Here is a 15975-nt window from a genome sequence, read left to right as displayed (position 1 = left end):
AACCAGGCGTCAAATAGAGTCTGCTTATGGGTGCACATTTAAGTTTTATATTTTAGCCTCACTTAAAACCTAAACCCCTCGCTCTTTTTCAGTCATCGCTACACTTTTTTTCGCACAAAATATCGACACATATCAGATAAATAATTGCTTACAAATGAAAATAGGAGATATAATGAACATTTAGTTATTAAGGATCAGTATTGTTAGGGAATTTTTCATGAAAAAATTAAAGCATGTTGGATTAATTTCCTTACTCATTTTGCTATTTTGCTTTTACCTAAATACTGAATTGACGAGCCAGATAAGCCGCACCAATCTGTTCCAGTCTAATTTTAGCGTTAAAAAATTTGATATAAGCAGCACCAATTTAGATATTGCCCCTTGGTACAACCCAGTTCTGAGCGGCCATTATACAATTGACAGTGCTTCTCAAACATTACTCCTTGTTAAAACAACGGAACAATCTTTTATTGCGGCTGATGCCAATGTACTCATTTTGATGGTGCTAACGTCGCCTAAAAACATCATTATTTTCTTCTCTTGTATACTTTTGCTTGCTGTTTATATAAAAAAACAAAGCAGGAAACAAAATCATAAACACAAGTTAAGTCAACTTAATCAGCAGGCTAATAAACTTTTAGAGTCGTTTAATTTAGAGATTGAACCTGCTCAAAACCCTAATGGTATTAGCAATTTAAGTAAATCTATTACCACCCTAAATATGCATGTAGCCAATTATGTAAAACAAACACAAACAAGCATATGCCAAGATAAATTAACCCAACTCATAGATAGACATGCCTACATTGAGCATATTGGTAGGCACATAAACCAAACAGGTCAAAAGAAATTAACCTGTGCATTATTATTCATTGATTTAGATGGATTTAAGCAAGTTAACGACTCATTTGGGCATAGCTTTGGTGATGAGATACTTGTACAAGTGGCAACACGTTTGGCTAATGTTTTGCGTCACCATAAATTAAGTAATATAAACTCAGCTAATCAGCTTGAACAAAATTTATCGCGTTTAGGGGGGGATGAGTTTTCTATTTTTATTGAGTCGTTGGACGAAAGCGACAAGGTTGTCGACATAGCAAAACAAGTACTTAGTGAGCTTGAAAAAGATTTTGTGCTTGGCAATAAAATTGTAAAAATTAGTGCAAGCATTGGTATTGCTACTTATCCAGAAAGCGCATCTACACCACAAGCATTGTTGCAGTTAGCAGATGTAGCAATGTATCGAGCTAAAAGTGACGGTAAGGGTATTTTTAAGGTGTATTCCCCTGAAATGGGTAACAAAATGCGCCGCTATCATTATTTACTCGAAGAGCTTCGCTTAGCCATTGCATGTAAAGATTTTTATCTATCGTTTCAGCCCATCGTGCACGTAGAAGATTGCATGATTGACTATTTTGAAGCACTCACACGCTGGAACCACCCAGTTGAAGGCATGATTTCACCTGCTGAATTTATCCCTATTGCTGAAGAGTCAAATTTAATATTAGAGTTGGGTGATTGGATTATGCTTGAGTCATGCAGGCAAATGGCTGCTTGGCACAATGCAGGTATGCGCAAAGTAAAAATATCGGTAAATATTTCAGGGATTCAGTTAAAACACCGTGATATATATGATTGGATCACAAAAACACTCAAAAGTACGGGGTTACCTGCAACGTCTTTAATGCTTGAGGTGACAGAGTCTACCTTTATTCAGGCAAGTACTAGAATTATTGATGAGCTTAGTAAGCTAAGAGAAGACGGTGTGACTATTGCTATAGACGATTTTGGTACCGGATTTAGCTCTTTAAGCACCCTTGCAGATTTACCTATTGATGTTATTAAAATTGATCGCTCGTTTATAACTCAAGCCAATAAAAGTAAAAAGTATAACGATATACTCAATACTATTAGTGAGCTAGGGCAAAGGTTGGGTCTAAAAATAGTAGCGGAAGGTGTGGAAGAAATTGCCCAATTTGAGCTTGTAAAAAAATTAGGTGTGAGCTCAGTTCAAGGCTATTTAGTGAGTCGTCCAGAGTCTTCTATTAATGTTGGAAATAAAGTATTACGCAATAATAATGCTAATTTATCTGCATCGGGTTCTAGTGCCTGGGAAATTACTAAATAAAAATGTGTTACTTGGGCGTTTACTGGACAATTTTTTAATTAAGACATAGTTTTAGTTACATAAATAATAAAAACGAGATGTTAAGGCTTAGATAATATGCATCGAAGCTCCCTAATCGAAGAAAACCTTAATGATACCGTAAGATTACTTTACGAGAACGCTTATTCAGGTTTACTCGTTTCTTTATTTGCGAGCGCCTGTATTGCTTTTAGTTTTAATAAAGGCGAGTTATTAAGTTATAACGATAAGCTAGTTTGGTGGCTTATTATGCTTTTTGTTTTGGGGGTTCGTTTTTTAGATATCCGCACATTTTTAAAAATAGACAAACGTGCTACTCAATTTGACCTGCTAAGATTTTCATCAGGGGTTATCATAACCGCTATTGTATGGTCCAGTTATGCTTTGTATTTTCACACTTCTTTCGAGCCTTTAGAAGCCACAAGTATCATAATTATATTATCTGCTCTTGGTGGTGGCTCTGCTAATGTGTTGTCTGCACATAAGTTGACCTGTTTTGCTTATGCATTTATTCTGTTATTTCCCTACGCATTATTGTTAATAATGTCTTCACATTATTACGAAAATGTACTTGGCTTTTTAGGTATTGGCTATGGCTCAATTAATTTATTAACTCTCAATAAAGCATCTGCATTTACACAGCAAGCAATACACTTAAAAAATCAAAACAGCGATTTACTTGAAAAAATGGAGTTAAGAGTTGACGCGCGTACTGAAGAAATAATGCACCTGTCAAATTCTGACTCTCTGACCCAATTATTAAATCGAAATGCATTTTTAAATGATGCCAAAAACCGAATTAAACATTATCCAGATCCACCTTTTGCGCTGTTTTTTATAGACCTAGATGGGTTTAAGAATATAAATGATGTGATGGGTCACAAGGTCGGTGATAACGTTCTAAAAAGAACAGCGAAACGTATTTCTGATGTGTGTGCTCATAATCAGCAAAAGTGCCGCTGGGGCGGCGATGAGTTTTTAATTTTAAGTGATTTTGTATGCAAAGAAAATACTTACGATTTTGCTAAAGAAATTATTGATGCAATTACACAGGATCATCCAGAAACTGAGCGCGGCGCACGGGTAGGGGCAACCATAGGCATTGCACTTTACCCAGAGCATGGTAAAGACCTAGAAAGCTTAATTTTAAATGCCGATATGGCAATGTATCACCAAAAAAGAATGAATCGTGGGCAAATTAGTTTTTTTAGCGAGTCCCTTCGTTCAGAATTAGAAAGAAAGCGCCTACTTAGCGAAGAGCTTTTAACCGCGCTTGCCAATAATTGTTTTTCGTTGGTATACCAGCCCATTATTGACTCTAAAACACATGATATATACGCGATTGAGGCGCTCATTCGTTGGCAATTAAAAGGAGAAAACATACCACCTGACGAATTTATACCAATTGCAGAGCAGTATGGGTTAATTTCAAAAATAGGCTTTTGGGTACTTGAAACGGCGTGCGGACAAGCACTTACTTTTCAACAACTCTCCCCAGATTTATCAGTCAGCATTAATGTATCTGTGATGCAGCTTAAAGAAATAGAGTTTGCCAAGAAGGTTAAGAATATTTTGGCGAATTTGAATTTTCCTGCCCATAAGCTTCATTTAGAAGTAACTGAATCTGTATTTGCAAACGATAAGCATACATTTTTGTATGTGGTTAAATCATTACAAGAACTGGGTGTAAGAATTTCAATAGATGACTTTGGTACAGGGTATTCTTCTTTATCGAGCATGCTTGATGTAGGTGTCGATATTGTAAAAGTGGATAAAAGTTTTGTTCAAGATGAGGATGAAAGAGGCTTAAGCATTGTTAACGCAGTAGTGCAAATGGCAAGTTCGCTTAATTTTAATGTTATTGCTGAAGGGGTTGAAACACCTTTGCAGTGTAAGCAGCTTACTCAACTAGGCGTATCGCATTTACAAGGGTATTACTTTTCAAGGCCGCTGACCTCAAGCGCATTAATCGAGTATTTAAATAATAAAAAAGCCTCATAAGGAGGCTTTTTTGAGTATGACGAACCTGAGTTGTGGTTCGCCACGCTAATGTTCAAAGTTAAAATTAATTAATCTTTATAAATCAAATGTTCTTGAAATTGCTAGTACGATGCGCTCATCGGCGTAGTCGTAATCAAGGCTAGTATTCTCAGCGGCTACTTCAATACCAAAGCCTTCGTAACTGGTTTGATAAGCAAGACGGTAGTGACTGTACGATTTCTTTTGGTTTACATCCCACGCCCATTTTTCACCGTCAAGTGAATTAGAAATATCAAAACTTGCACGTATTGCATGATTTGGTGCAAGTTCATAAGTATGAGCAATCATTGAAACTACATGGCCCGCACTTGTTCCAAAATAATCCCAGCTGTACCAAAAATTAAGCTCTGTTTGGCCGTAATCACTGGCGTAACCAAATTTTGTGTAAACCTCAGGGTAATTTCCATCACTGTTATTACCTTGGTATGTGTAGTATGCAATACCGTAGTCAACACTAAACTTATCGTTTAATTGTACATAGCGACCAACGTATCCATCTAGTTCAAAATCGGTATCATCACCAAAGTCTACGTTTGATGCCCATACACCGGCATACACGCCATTATCAAAAGCATAATCCAAACTTGCTTGTAATGCAGGATCGTTATCTGTTTGGCTTACACCGTTAAACGTGTAATCTGATGCTGCTGTAATAGTTGTTGACCAGTCGGCAGCTGCCGTTGTTGATAAAAGAGCGAATGGCACTGCTACTGCAAGTTGTTTTAGTTTATTGTTCATTATAAATTCCTAGCTTTGTGTTTCAATTTTAGTGTAGTCAATTTTGTTTGCTTTTGGTGAGCTATCAATATTCTTAACTGTTTTAAACTTACTGTAGCCAATAAAGCCAGCACACAGGAAGAACAAGGCAATCACTAATGCACCTACCCACTGTATTTGTAAAAATTCTAGCTTAAACAATAATGTTAATAATGAAAGCGCAAGTATGTTTCCAATCATATACTTCGCTTTACCAAAGCGTTTTACAGTAATGTTTAAGTTGTCTGTGTATAAACGCACTAACGAGTCGAGTGAGTTAATTACAAACACAATACCTACAAATACCATGGCAAAGTTTTTAATGCCTTGCGTTGGAATACCCGCTTCGTGGTAGTGGTAAAGTACGCTAAACCAGATTGCAATTGGTATTGAAGGGAAAATTAACATAGCGCCTAGAACTTGGTAAGTTTTTAAACCGCCTACAAAACGAGAGGTAAACTGACCAATCATAATGCTCCAAGCAAACCACCAAAATAAGTAAAACTCATGGTAATCGTTAAGCGGTAAAACAAATTCATTTATGTTGGCAAAGTATGTGCCGATAGAGGCTAAGTTATCAGTGAATGCTGACATTTCACTGTCACCTAATACAAACGCACCTGCCCACATAAAGCCAATTAGTGCTATAAATAACCAAGTAGTAGCAATACTTAAAAATCGTACGTACTTAATGTCTGTACTTGAATATACGGCAAAACAAATTGCTGCAAATACAATTAAGTAAAACTCAGAAACAATACTTGAACCATCGCCAATTTCTGGCAAATACCATGGAAGGTTAGAAAGTAAGAGGTAAGCGGTAAAAGCACATGTACCAATAATAACTACGTTATTAATGAACTTTACCCAAGGTATTTCGAAAAATTTAACTTTAGGTTCTATTACACAGAAATAAAAGCACGTAAGAAAGTAAAATCCCCAGATTAAAAATCCCCAATAACCAAACTCAATGGCCAGTGGATTTGCAAACGCGTATTCTGGGCTTGCTTTTATGTCTGCATAACCTGCAAACTCAGTTAAAGGAAACATTATAAGGCCAACATCAAGGCCTGAGGTAAAGAGTATTGCGATAAAGGTAAGTGTTTTAACTGGTGTAACACCAACAACACGTACATTACCCCATTTTAATAAAATGATCGTAATTGCAAGTAGGGTAAAAATAATACCAGCATTAAGCCAAATGGTCATTGGTACCCTCCAATAGTGAGTTATTCATAAGCACTCCGTTTTTTATTGTTCAATCTTGCATTATTACAACATAACCAATTTATGTTGTTCGCCACTGCAAGGCTCATAGAGTTAGTCTGACGAGACTAACTCTATAAGTAGCTGATTAAATTTTTGCTGCACGCTGTGTTTCTTGCCAGTTTTGAGTCATAGCAACATCAGCATTTGCTTTTTGTAAAGCAACGTTTCCTAAAATGATGTCTGCCGCTTTTTCTGCAACCATGATTGTAGGGGCATTCAGGTTACCGTTAGGTACTGTCGGAAATATTGACGAATCAACAACATGTAAACCTTCAATACCGTGCACCTGCGTATTTGAATTAACTACGGCCATGTCGTCTTCCCCCATTTTGCATGAACAAGAAGGGTGGTAAGCGCTTTCTACGGCTTGGCGTACAAAAGCATCTATTTCTTCATCTGTTTGAATATGTTTACCTGGTTGAATTTCTTCATCCCGGTAATCGTCAAAGGCACTTTGCTCAATAATGTCGCGAGTTAAACGCACACAGGCTCTAAAGCCTTCAATATCGTCTTTATGCTGTAAGTAATTAAACAAAATTTGTGGTGGCTGCTCAGGGTTAGCTGATTGAATAGTTACGCTGCCACGGCTTTTTGGTTTGTTATGACCTACGTGAACTTGAAAACCATGACCTGCAAATGCACTACGGCCATCGTATCGCATAGCGGCTGGTAAAAAGTGATACTGAATATCAGGCCATTCAACACCGGGCTTTGAGCGAATAAATGCACACGACTCAAAGTGGTTAGTTGCGCCTAAACCTTTTCGGGTAAAGAACCATTTAGCACCAATTAAGCCCTTGGAAATAAGGCCCAACTTTCCGTTTAGTGTAATTGGCTGCTTACATTTGTATTGAAAGTAAAATTCAAGATGGTCTTGTAAGTTTTGACCCACACCCGGTAAGTGGTGTTTAACTGCAACGCCCGCTTTTTCAAGGGTGTCTTTATCGCCAATACCAGAGAGCTGTAATATATGCGGAGAGCCAATAGGGCCAGCACTTAAAACCACCTCTTTTGCCGCGTGAGCTGTTTGAACGTGACCGTTAACTTTGTACTCAATACCTGTGGCTTTTTTACCATCAAGAATCACTTTTTGAGCAAGTGCGCCGGTAATGACAGTTAAATTACTACGCGACTTTACAGGGTCTAAATATTCACGAGAAGCCGAGCTGCGCACACCGTTTTTAACGGTCATGTGCATTGGGCCAAAGCCTTCTTGCTGCGATGCGTTATAATCGTCTGTGCTAGCATAACCTGCTTCTACACCGGCTTTTATAAATGTGGTGTACAACGGGTTTTGCATTTCGTTACCGTTATTAACGCCAAGTGGACCTTTACCACCTCGGTATGTGTTTTCACCAAGGTAGAAGCTTTCCGCTTTTTGAAAATACGGTAGACACGATTGGTAGTCCCAACCATTAGCACCGTGCTGTTGCCACTCATCAAAATCTTTTGCGTGGCCGCGTACGTAAACCATGCCATTAATCGATGATGAGCCACCGAGTACCTTACCGCGAGGGCAATGCATTTCACGGTTGTCTAAGTACGGCTCTGGCTGAGTGTGAAACTGCCAAGCATATTTGTCAGTATTCATAGGAATAGATAACGCCGTTGGCATTTTTATAAAAATACTTTTATCACTGCCGCCAGTTTCAAGCAGTAGCACTTTGTTGCTTGAATCTTCAGATAAGCGATTTGCTAAAACACAACCCGCAGATCCTGCACCAACAATAATATAGTCGTAATGATTACTCATAGTTACCACCTTAAAACGGGCTTTCTATGTCGGCCATGCCCACATAAATAGACTTGGTTTGCGTGTAATGATCAAGTGTTTCTATTCCGTTTTCACGGCCAATACCTGATTGCTTATAACCACCCACAGGCATTTCAGCAGGTGAGTTACCATAGGCATTAATCCAACAAATACCCGCTTCTAATTGATGAATAACACGGTGAGCGCGTTTAATGTCGCTCGTAAATACGCCTGCGGCTAAGCCTAGATGAGTGCCATTGGCACGTTCAATAACATCGTCTTCGTCTTCAAAAACAAGTACGCTCATTACTGGGCCAAATATTTCTTCTTTAACGATAGTCATATCATCGTTGCAATCAATAAACACGGTAGGTGCAACAAAGTAGCCCTTAGGCGCAGATTCAGGTGAAAGCGTTGAACCACCGGTAAGTAGTGTTGCGCCTTCATCAATCCCTTTATTAATATAACTCATTACTAAGTCTTGGTGCTTCTTAGAGATAAGCGCACCAAAGTTAGTATTTAAATCTTGCGGATCGCCAGCAATAATATTTTGCTCTGTACGCGTTTTAAGCTCATCAATAAATTGCTGATATATATTTTTATGAACATAAATACGTGTACAGTTAGTGCAAATCTCCCCTTGCGTATAAAAGTTACCTAGCATGGCTGCGCTTACTGCTTGCTCTATGTTTGCATCATCAAATACAACAAGCGGCGATTTACCACCTAACTCCATTGTTACGTCTTTTAAGGTACCCGCAGCGCTTGCTACTACTTTTTTACCTGTACCTACTTCACCAGTAAACGACACTTTGTCAATCTCACTGTGCGAGGTTAACCATTGGCCTACGTCACCTGCACCTTGTACAACGTTAAATACGCCTGCAGGTACACCTGCTTCAACAAATACTTCGGCAAGTTTAATCGCGCCTAGTGGTGTTTCTTCAGATGGTTTAAAAATAAATGCGTTGCCCGCAGCAAGGGCTGGGCCAGATTTCCAACATGCTATTTGTAGCGGGTAGTTCCATGCACCAATACCGGCACAAATTCCTAGTGGCTCTTTACGAGTGTAGTAAAAGTCTTCGCCCACCATTTGTTGTTGGCCAACTTGCGCCGGTGCTAGGCCTGCAAAGTATTCGATTACATCTGCACCGGTTTCTATATCAACACAGTTTGCCTCTTGCATTGATTTACCGGTATCAAGCACTTCTATCAAGGCTAGTTCATCGTTGCGCTCGCGAAGTATTGCTACGGCTTTTAATAAAATACGGCTACGTTCAATAGGGGCCATTTTAGACCACTGTGCAAAACCTTGTTTTGCGCTTTCAATCGCTGCGTTTTGAACAAATTCATCGGCAACTTCAACACGGTAAATAACTTCACCTGTTGCAGGGTTAGTTACATCAAAAGTTTCACCGCTTTGGTTAGCAAGAAAATGACCATTAATAAAGTTTTGATAGACTGGTGTGCTCACGCTAGGCTCCATATTGCTTGATGAGTGAATTTACATAGCTTTTTGCTAAAGTTTCACTGTGTTTAAACTGGTTTTTGTCTGATTTACTAAGTACTGCTCTTAACCATAGGCCATCAATCATAGCGGCGCTGAGTTCAGCAGCTTGTTTTGCTTGCTCAATAGGCATTAATTGCTTAAACGAAAATGCTAAATTACTTTGCAAGCGTGTACTGTTTACATTCTGCAGTCTGTGAAGTTCATCATCGTGCATTGATTGCGCCCAAAAGCTCAACCAAGTTTTGGTGGTATCACTGCGCTGTTGTACAAGCGCAAAGTTAGCTTCAACAATAAACATTAGGCGCTGTGTAGCGCTGGTGTTATGGCTAACTTTTTCAATAAGGTCTTTTTTAAGATTAGAAAGCAAATAGCGAACAGTTGCTTCTATTAACCCCTGCTTACCACCAAAGTAATGACTAATAATGCCTGACGATAACCCTGCATTTTTACTGATGCTGTTAATGGTGGTTGCTTGTAACCCACGCATCGCCACTGACTCAATTGTTGCGTCAATTAACTGTTGACGCCTGACCGGTTCCATTCCAACTTTAGGCATAATTTTTATTAATTGAACGTTCAATAAAGATAAGCTTAAGGTAATAGCTCTAACAATTCAAGGGCGAAGTAAATAGTCAGATACTAAAATGTAGATGAATTATTAATAAAACTAACAGAAGGAGTAGGGATGCTAGAGGTTGTAGCAGTTGATTAATTTATATTTAAAACAGTGAGTTAAGTGATTGACTTTAAATATTTGAAAGTGTAATTATTTCTTTACTCATTGTTCTTAAATAAAAGGTGAATAAAATTATTTGAGTGGTAATAATTAGAGTACTAATAGTATTTTTTTACAGCAAGTGAGCACAAACTCAACAATTACTTAGTGCACTAATAACTTAGGCAAGCAACTGCTCAAGATAAGTGTTGCTTATGTTTCTAAATAAGACACGACAAGATACTTAGCTCTGGCTAAGTATTACTAACCACGCTAATTTCAAACCTAATACACAAAAACCGCTTAGTATTAGTTACATGACTTGCAAATAAATTTTTTTTGTATAAACAAGGTTGCTATTGTTGTTTGCCAACAACACCTTTGAATAAAAGAGGATAACGTCTCAAGCGATTTCCTATATAGTCGTCAGCTAATATTTGGTCACAGATAAAATTAACATCATCGCTTGCCTCAAAAACCCAATCAAAGCGCTCTATAGCAAGTAAAAACCCGCGTTTTAAATGGCGTTGGTCTCTGTACTGTTCAAGATTTTTTTGAATGATAGTGAGTTTTGATGGATCTGACTTAAGCGCAGCTATTACTTGGTTTATAAAGGCTTTGTTGAGCTTGCTGTCGCTGCGCATTCTTACTTTTCGTGGATACATTAGTCTTCATTAGCAATGTTGTTTAATTTTTTTAAAAAATCATCTTTATGTTTATCGTGTTCGTAATCAAGATGATATGTATTATGAAAGCCAAAGCGTAAAAGCACGCCACTACCTTGTAAATAAATTGTGTAACCATCAATATCTGAAAACGCTGTAACGCCTTGATAATGCTTACCTTCGTCGTTTATCTCTCCGCGCTTTTGAATTCGCTCATATACGGCAAGTATTTGTTTGTTGTCGAGTTCATTTTTCATATTTTGCACCTTTAATTTAAGATTCAATACGTATTTGTTATGAGGGTCGATCAGCATAAAAACAACAGATAAAATTGATTGATAATGCTTTGCGATTTACTGTTTATAAATTATGCTCATGGTTCATTTTTTATCGAGCTTTCACCATGATAGACAAGGCGTTACTGCTTAAAACTCGTGAGTTATCAGATCAACTAATTGCACTTCAAACACCTATTCGAATTCTTGATGCAATAAATTGGGATAAACAGATCAAAGAAGAATTTTTTAGGCAAAAGTGTCAAAAAAACCCCCTTATAGATCGTGCATACTACCAACAGCGCGATTTAGGCTTTGTGCCTAGTGAGTTACGCCAGGCCTTTTCAACATTACACCGAAACATTATTAACCAGTTAGGTCAGTTAAACCCTATTTCTCAATATATGGGTAAAATGTGTGGCGAATATAAAACGGTATTAAGTATGTTGGAGTACCGGGGTACACCAGAATTTCACGATTTATCAGTCGAGCTTTTTGGTCATCCTAAAGATTTATTTCATGCGGGTGAGCCTTCACTCTCTGAGCTAGCGAATATGTTAGAGCAACCACTGCAAAATTTATTAATGGCTGACATTTTACCCGATGATCCTAAAAATATAGATGCTAGCGACGCGGTGCGAATTTTATCTGAGCAAGTTAATGCCAGTATGCCAGGCATAAATGTAGAGGTTATGTTGAGCGATGGGATTGTAAGCGACGCAGCAGCAGGTGCTAATAATATAAAGCTAAACCAAGATGTGAAATTCTCACAACGTGAATTAGATATATTAGAAGTACATGAAGGGTGGATTCATGTGGGCACGACTCAAAATGGTTTAGCCCAACCTTATTTAACGTGTTTGAGTAAGGGCACACCAAGCTCAACAGTGACACAAGAGGGGTTGGCCGTATTAACTGAAATTATTACCTTAAAATCTACCCCTAGGCGCTTATCGAAATTGGTTAATCGAATTCAAGCGGTCACCAAAGTAATTGATGGTGCTGAATTTGTTGATATATACCGAGATTACGTAGCTCAAGGAGTATCTAAAGACGATAGTTATACGTTAGCTCAGCGTGTATTTAGAGGCAGCACAGCAACAGGGTTACCGTTTACTAAAGACATTGCCTACATAAAAGGCTTTGTTTTGGTGTATAACTTAATACGTGTGGCAATTCAGTTAGGGCGCATCGATCAGTTACCGTTGTTATTAGTCGGTAAGTTGTCTATTGATGATTTTAGGTTAATTTCTCAGCTTCATGATTTAGGTGTGATTGAAAGCCCTAAGTTTGTTCCCCCGCATTTTAAAGATTTACGCGGGTTAGCAACATGGCTTAGTTTTGGGCGCTTTATAGGTGACTTATCGTTTGAGCAACTAGAAAACGACTATAAACCCTTGTTTTTATGATGTAGGTATTTTATCTGCATGCTTAAGTTAGTGAGCATAAAAAAAGCCCGTAAGGGCTTTTTTTGTTTTCATCAAATTATCGTGCGTTGGTGCTTTCAAATATTTTATCTGCAGACGCTGCAACAAAGCCTGTGTAAAGTTCACCATCAGCTTTAGGGTAACGTATTGCAAACTCATAAAAACAGCTAGGAATGCGCATGTCGTCGTCGCTAAAACTGACAGCGTATTCATCAGCCAGTGTTGATGATTGCTCTAGTAGCACCTCTGGCGAGCCTTTTACTTCACCGCCTGATGTATTAAGCGTAAAGCCGGCATCCTTAAGTGCTTGGTTAACATCGTGAATGTTATCAAACTTAGCAAGCGTATTAATGTTTACAGTGAAATGGTTAGCTCGGTATCCCCAAGCTGACATCCATGCAGCGTATTCACTCTCAGCAAGTAGTTGTTTGTAAGTATCTGTAGACACTTGCCAATGCGTACCTGAATATAGAAAATTATCAGCGGTAACGGCGCTCTCATCTATTTGCTCAACCATGTCAGTAACGATTGCTTGAAGTGCTTGTGAGCACTTTTCTACTAAAAGTTCAGAAATAAATACTTTAGGTTGCGATGGATCAGTATGTTCGTAGTGTTTAGCGTACAGTTTTTTTGCTTCAAAATGGTATTCACCACACTCTTTGTAACCAATTGCCAAAAAGTGCGCAGCTAACTTCTCAAGGTTTACTTTTTCAATATTGAATGTACGAAGTGCAATGTGGTCGTTAATAATATCGTTTTGCTGCGTTGAGCCTAACAGTGAATGAATCTTATCAGCCGACGGGGTTACTTCAACATAATTTTGCCAAAGATTTTCAAATAATGTGTTTACATCTGTATGCATGGTCAATCCTTAAATTTGGTTACTTTATTTATTCTATTATTAAGCCCGGTGCGAGGGTTTGCGGTAGGTTCACTTTATCTGATTCAACAGAAGCTACAGGGTATGCACAGTAATCAGCTGCGTAATACGCACTTGCTCTGTGGTTACCACTGGCGCCAATACCGCCAAATGGTGCGGCACTTGAAGCGCCAGTAATAGGGCGGTTCCAGTTAACAATACCTGCACGAATGCGTTTTAAAAAGTGTGCGTAATCATCTTCGTTGTCAGCTAGTAACCCGGCTGATAATCCAAAGCTGGTGTTGTTAGCTTCGGCGATGGCGCTATTAAATTCAGTATATCGGTATACCTTAATTAAAGGGCCAAAATGTTCCTCATCCGGCATATCTGTAATGTGTGTTACATCAATAATACCTGGGCTAACAAAGCCTGTTCCACCCTTTAAATGTTTTAATTTAACTAAAGAGGTAGCGCCTTTTTTAATAAGCTCATTTTGCGCAGCAACCATACCAAGGGCTGCTTTTTCACTTATCATTGCGCCCATAAATGGCTGCTCTGTTGCAAAGCTATCGTCAACCACAATATTTTTAGTCGCGCTAATAAGTTTTTCTAAAATGGCATCGCCATTGGCTGAATTTTCTATAAACACACGGCGAGCACAGGTACAGCGCTGACCTGAAGTGATAAAACCTGACTGGATAATATCGTGTACTGCAGCGCTTACATCGGCTACATTTTTAACTATTAATGGGTTATTACCGCCCATTTCAAGTGCCAAAATTTTACCCGGATGGCCAGCAAATTGTTTATGTAGTAAATGTCCGGTATTAGAGCTGCCGGTAAAAAATAGCCCATCAATGTCTTGATGAGAAGCAAGGGCCTTACCGGTTTCTATTTCACCTTGGACAAGGTTTATAACACCTGCTGGTAAACCTGCTTTTAACCAAAGTGATAATGTAAACTCAGCCACATGTGGTGTTAATTCAGAAGGTTTAAATACTACGGTGTTACCCGCTAAAATAGCCGGGACTATATGGCCGTTGGGTAAATGCCCCGGAAAGTTATACGGGCCAAAAATAGCAACAACACCGTGTGGCTTATGGCGTATAAACGCTTTTGCACCTGGCATTGGGTTTTCGGTTGTGCCTGTGCGCTCATTGTAGGCTTTAATTGAAATAGCCACTTTACCCGTCATTGCGCCCACTTCTGTGCGCGTTTCCCAAAGTGGCTTTCCTGTTTCTCGGGCTATAATAGTGGCAAATTCTTCGCTGTTTTCTTTTAACTGCTGTACGAAGTTTTCTAGTAGGGCAATTCGTGCTTCCAGCGGTGTATCGGCCCATGAGAGTTGTGCAGTTCTTGCTGCTTTAATAGCACTATTTACTTGATCTGCATTCGCGCCATTGCCTTGCCACACAGTTTCTCCGTTACTTGGGTTCACAGATGTAAATGCTGGGCCTTGGCCGTTGTGCCAACGGTTATTAATTAGTTGTGTGTTCATAAGTGTATTTACAGTCGAAAGAATCGGGCTGCATCTCCTTGACTTAAATTGAGGGCGTCAGCAACGTCTTGGCTGATCACCAATGTATGTTTGGCATGGTTATAATGTGCATGCTGAGTAAATGTAGCTCTAAAACCGCTCACTCCTTGATTGCATACAGCAAGTGTATCTGAGCTTTTTTCACTAATGTGCTCAAGCTCGCCAATAGTAATTGGGCAAACTTGCGACTCTCTAACACTTCTAATATTACCAAGCTTTGCTTCTACAGTTGGGCCTGCATCAAAAAGGTCAACGTAACCTCTGTGTTCAAACCCTTCTTTTTCTAGAAGTTTTAAGGCTGGCTTGGTTTTTTCATGCACATGGCCTATGACTGCTTGAGCTTTTTTACTTAATAAGTTTACGTAAATAGGGTACTTAGGCATGAGTTCACTAATAAACACTTTATCGCCAAGGCCGACTAAATGATCGGCTTGTGGAAATTCAATACTGAAAAAATGTTCTTGTAACCATTGCCAAAATGGTGAGTGGCCGTGTTCGTCACTCACACCGCGCATTTCAGCAATCACGGTATCGGCAAAACGTTCGCTGTGCTGGGCCATAAATAAAAAGCGTGAGCGTGATAAAAAGCGGCCGGTTAAACCTTTGCGATTGTTTTCCCGTAAAAACAACGTACATATTTCAGAGCAACCGGTGTAATCATTACACATGCTCAAAATATCTACCGTGTTGTAAACATTAAGCGTAGGGGAGTGATGAACCGTTTTACCCAAATGATAATGATACAAGGGCACTGTTAAGCCGACCGCCGCTTCAATTGCCGTTGTACCAATCACTTGACCGGTTTCACTGTCCTCTAAGACAAATAAATAGCTTTCATCTATCGGCTTATTGATATTTTTAGCAAAGCTTTTTTCAGCGCGGCTAATTTTGTCTTTTAACTGTTCGTCATCAACAGGTAAAGAAGTAAACCCATGGCCAGATTCGATAGCAATTTGTTTAAGCGCATCGAAATCGTTGGCTGTAATAGGACGTAATACTTGCATTTAGTGCATGCTCCAGTAG

13 protein-coding genes are annotated in these 15975 nt (G+C 38.9%); 3 read left to right on the top strand and 10 right to left on the bottom strand.

Features of this window, described 5'->3' with window-relative positions:
* The first annotated feature begins 217 nt into the window (after positions 1-217).
* Together CWB62_RS08185 and CWB62_RS08180 are read left to right on the top strand one after the other, a co-directional pair.
* The gene (locus tag CWB62_RS08185; protein ID WP_138529018.1) at positions 218-2128 is read left to right on the top strand and encodes a putative bifunctional diguanylate cyclase/phosphodiesterase; all 1911 of its coding nucleotides are present in this window, start codon (positions 218-220) and stop codon (positions 2126-2128) included.
* Positions 2129-2224: 96 nt separating this feature from the next.
* Complete coding sequence (locus CWB62_RS08180; protein ID WP_138529016.1) at positions 2225-4147, top strand: putative bifunctional diguanylate cyclase/phosphodiesterase; 1923 nt, start codon at positions 2225-2227, stop codon at positions 4145-4147.
* A gap of 75 nt (positions 4148-4222) precedes the next feature.
* On the opposite strand, the gene CWB62_RS08175 is transcribed toward CWB62_RS08180, so the two are convergent.
* From CWB62_RS08175 to CWB62_RS08145, 7 genes are all read right to left on the bottom strand, one after another.
* A complete protein-coding gene (locus CWB62_RS08175; RefSeq protein ID WP_138529014.1) occupies positions 4223-4924 on the bottom strand; it encodes a TorF family putative porin in 702 nt (233 codons plus the stop codon).
* A 9-nt stretch (positions 4925-4933) separates the two neighbouring features.
* Positions 4934-6151 carry a BCCT family transporter gene (locus CWB62_RS08170; RefSeq protein ID WP_138529012.1) on the bottom strand — a complete coding sequence of 406 codons (1218 nt, stop codon included), beginning with the start codon at positions 6149-6151 and terminating at the stop codon, positions 4934-4936.
* A 145-nt stretch (positions 6152-6296) separates the two neighbouring features.
* Positions 6297-7964, bottom strand: coding sequence for a choline dehydrogenase (betA, locus tag CWB62_RS08165; protein WP_138529010.1), 1668 nt, complete (start codon positions 7962-7964; stop codon positions 6297-6299).
* Between the two features lie 10 nt (positions 7965-7974).
* Complete coding sequence (gene betB / locus CWB62_RS08160) at positions 7975-9438, bottom strand: betaine-aldehyde dehydrogenase (RefSeq protein WP_138529009.1); 1464 nt, start codon at positions 9436-9438, stop codon at positions 7975-7977.
* Position 9439: 1 nt separating this feature from the next.
* Positions 9440-10015 carry a transcriptional regulator BetI gene (betI, locus tag CWB62_RS08155; protein WP_171034604.1) on the bottom strand — a complete coding sequence of 192 codons (576 nt, stop codon included), beginning with the start codon at positions 10013-10015 and terminating at the stop codon, positions 9440-9442.
* A 530-nt stretch (positions 10016-10545) separates the two neighbouring features.
* The gene (locus CWB62_RS08150) at positions 10546-10854 is read right to left on the bottom strand and encodes a hypothetical protein (protein ID WP_138529008.1); all 309 of its coding nucleotides are present in this window, start codon (positions 10852-10854) and stop codon (positions 10546-10548) included.
* On the bottom strand, positions 10854-11111 hold the full coding sequence (locus CWB62_RS08145; protein ID WP_058552354.1) for a DUF3081 domain-containing protein: 258 nt from the start codon (positions 11109-11111) through the stop codon (positions 10854-10856). The genes CWB62_RS08150 and CWB62_RS08145 overlap by 1 nt, the downstream gene beginning before the upstream one ends.
* A gap of 146 nt (positions 11112-11257) precedes the next feature.
* Here CWB62_RS08145 and CWB62_RS08140 point away from each other — a divergent pair, with 146 nt between their 5' ends.
* On the top strand, positions 11258-12538 hold the full coding sequence (locus tag CWB62_RS08140; RefSeq protein WP_138529006.1) for a flavohemoglobin expression-modulating QEGLA motif protein: 1281 nt from the start codon (positions 11258-11260) through the stop codon (positions 12536-12538).
* 76 nt (positions 12539-12614) lie between these two features.
* On the opposite strand, the gene CWB62_RS08135 is transcribed toward CWB62_RS08140, so the two are convergent.
* From CWB62_RS08135 to astA, 3 genes are read right to left on the bottom strand one after another with little or no spacing between them, the layout of a single operon-like run.
* Positions 12615-13418: a DUF1338 domain-containing protein gene (locus CWB62_RS08135; RefSeq protein ID WP_138529004.1), complete on the bottom strand. Its 804-nt coding sequence runs from the start codon at positions 13416-13418 to the stop codon at positions 12615-12617.
* 28 nt (positions 13419-13446) lie between these two features.
* Positions 13447-14913 carry a succinylglutamate-semialdehyde dehydrogenase gene (gene astD / locus CWB62_RS08130; protein ID WP_138529002.1) on the bottom strand — a complete coding sequence of 489 codons (1467 nt, stop codon included), beginning with the start codon at positions 14911-14913 and terminating at the stop codon, positions 13447-13449.
* 8 nt (positions 14914-14921) lie between these two features.
* Positions 14922-15956 carry an arginine N-succinyltransferase gene (astA, locus tag CWB62_RS08125; RefSeq protein WP_058404180.1) on the bottom strand — a complete coding sequence of 345 codons (1035 nt, stop codon included), beginning with the start codon at positions 15954-15956 and terminating at the stop codon, positions 14922-14924.
* Positions 15957-15975 lie beyond the last annotated feature (19 nt).

The sequence above is a fragment of the Pseudoalteromonas sp. S408 genome, from assembly GCF_005886645.1.
GTDB lineage: Bacteria > Pseudomonadota > Gammaproteobacteria > Enterobacterales > Alteromonadaceae > Pseudoalteromonas.
The sequence above is the reverse complement of the archived record's forward strand: the minus strand, read 5'-3'. Positions and strand labels throughout refer to the sequence as shown.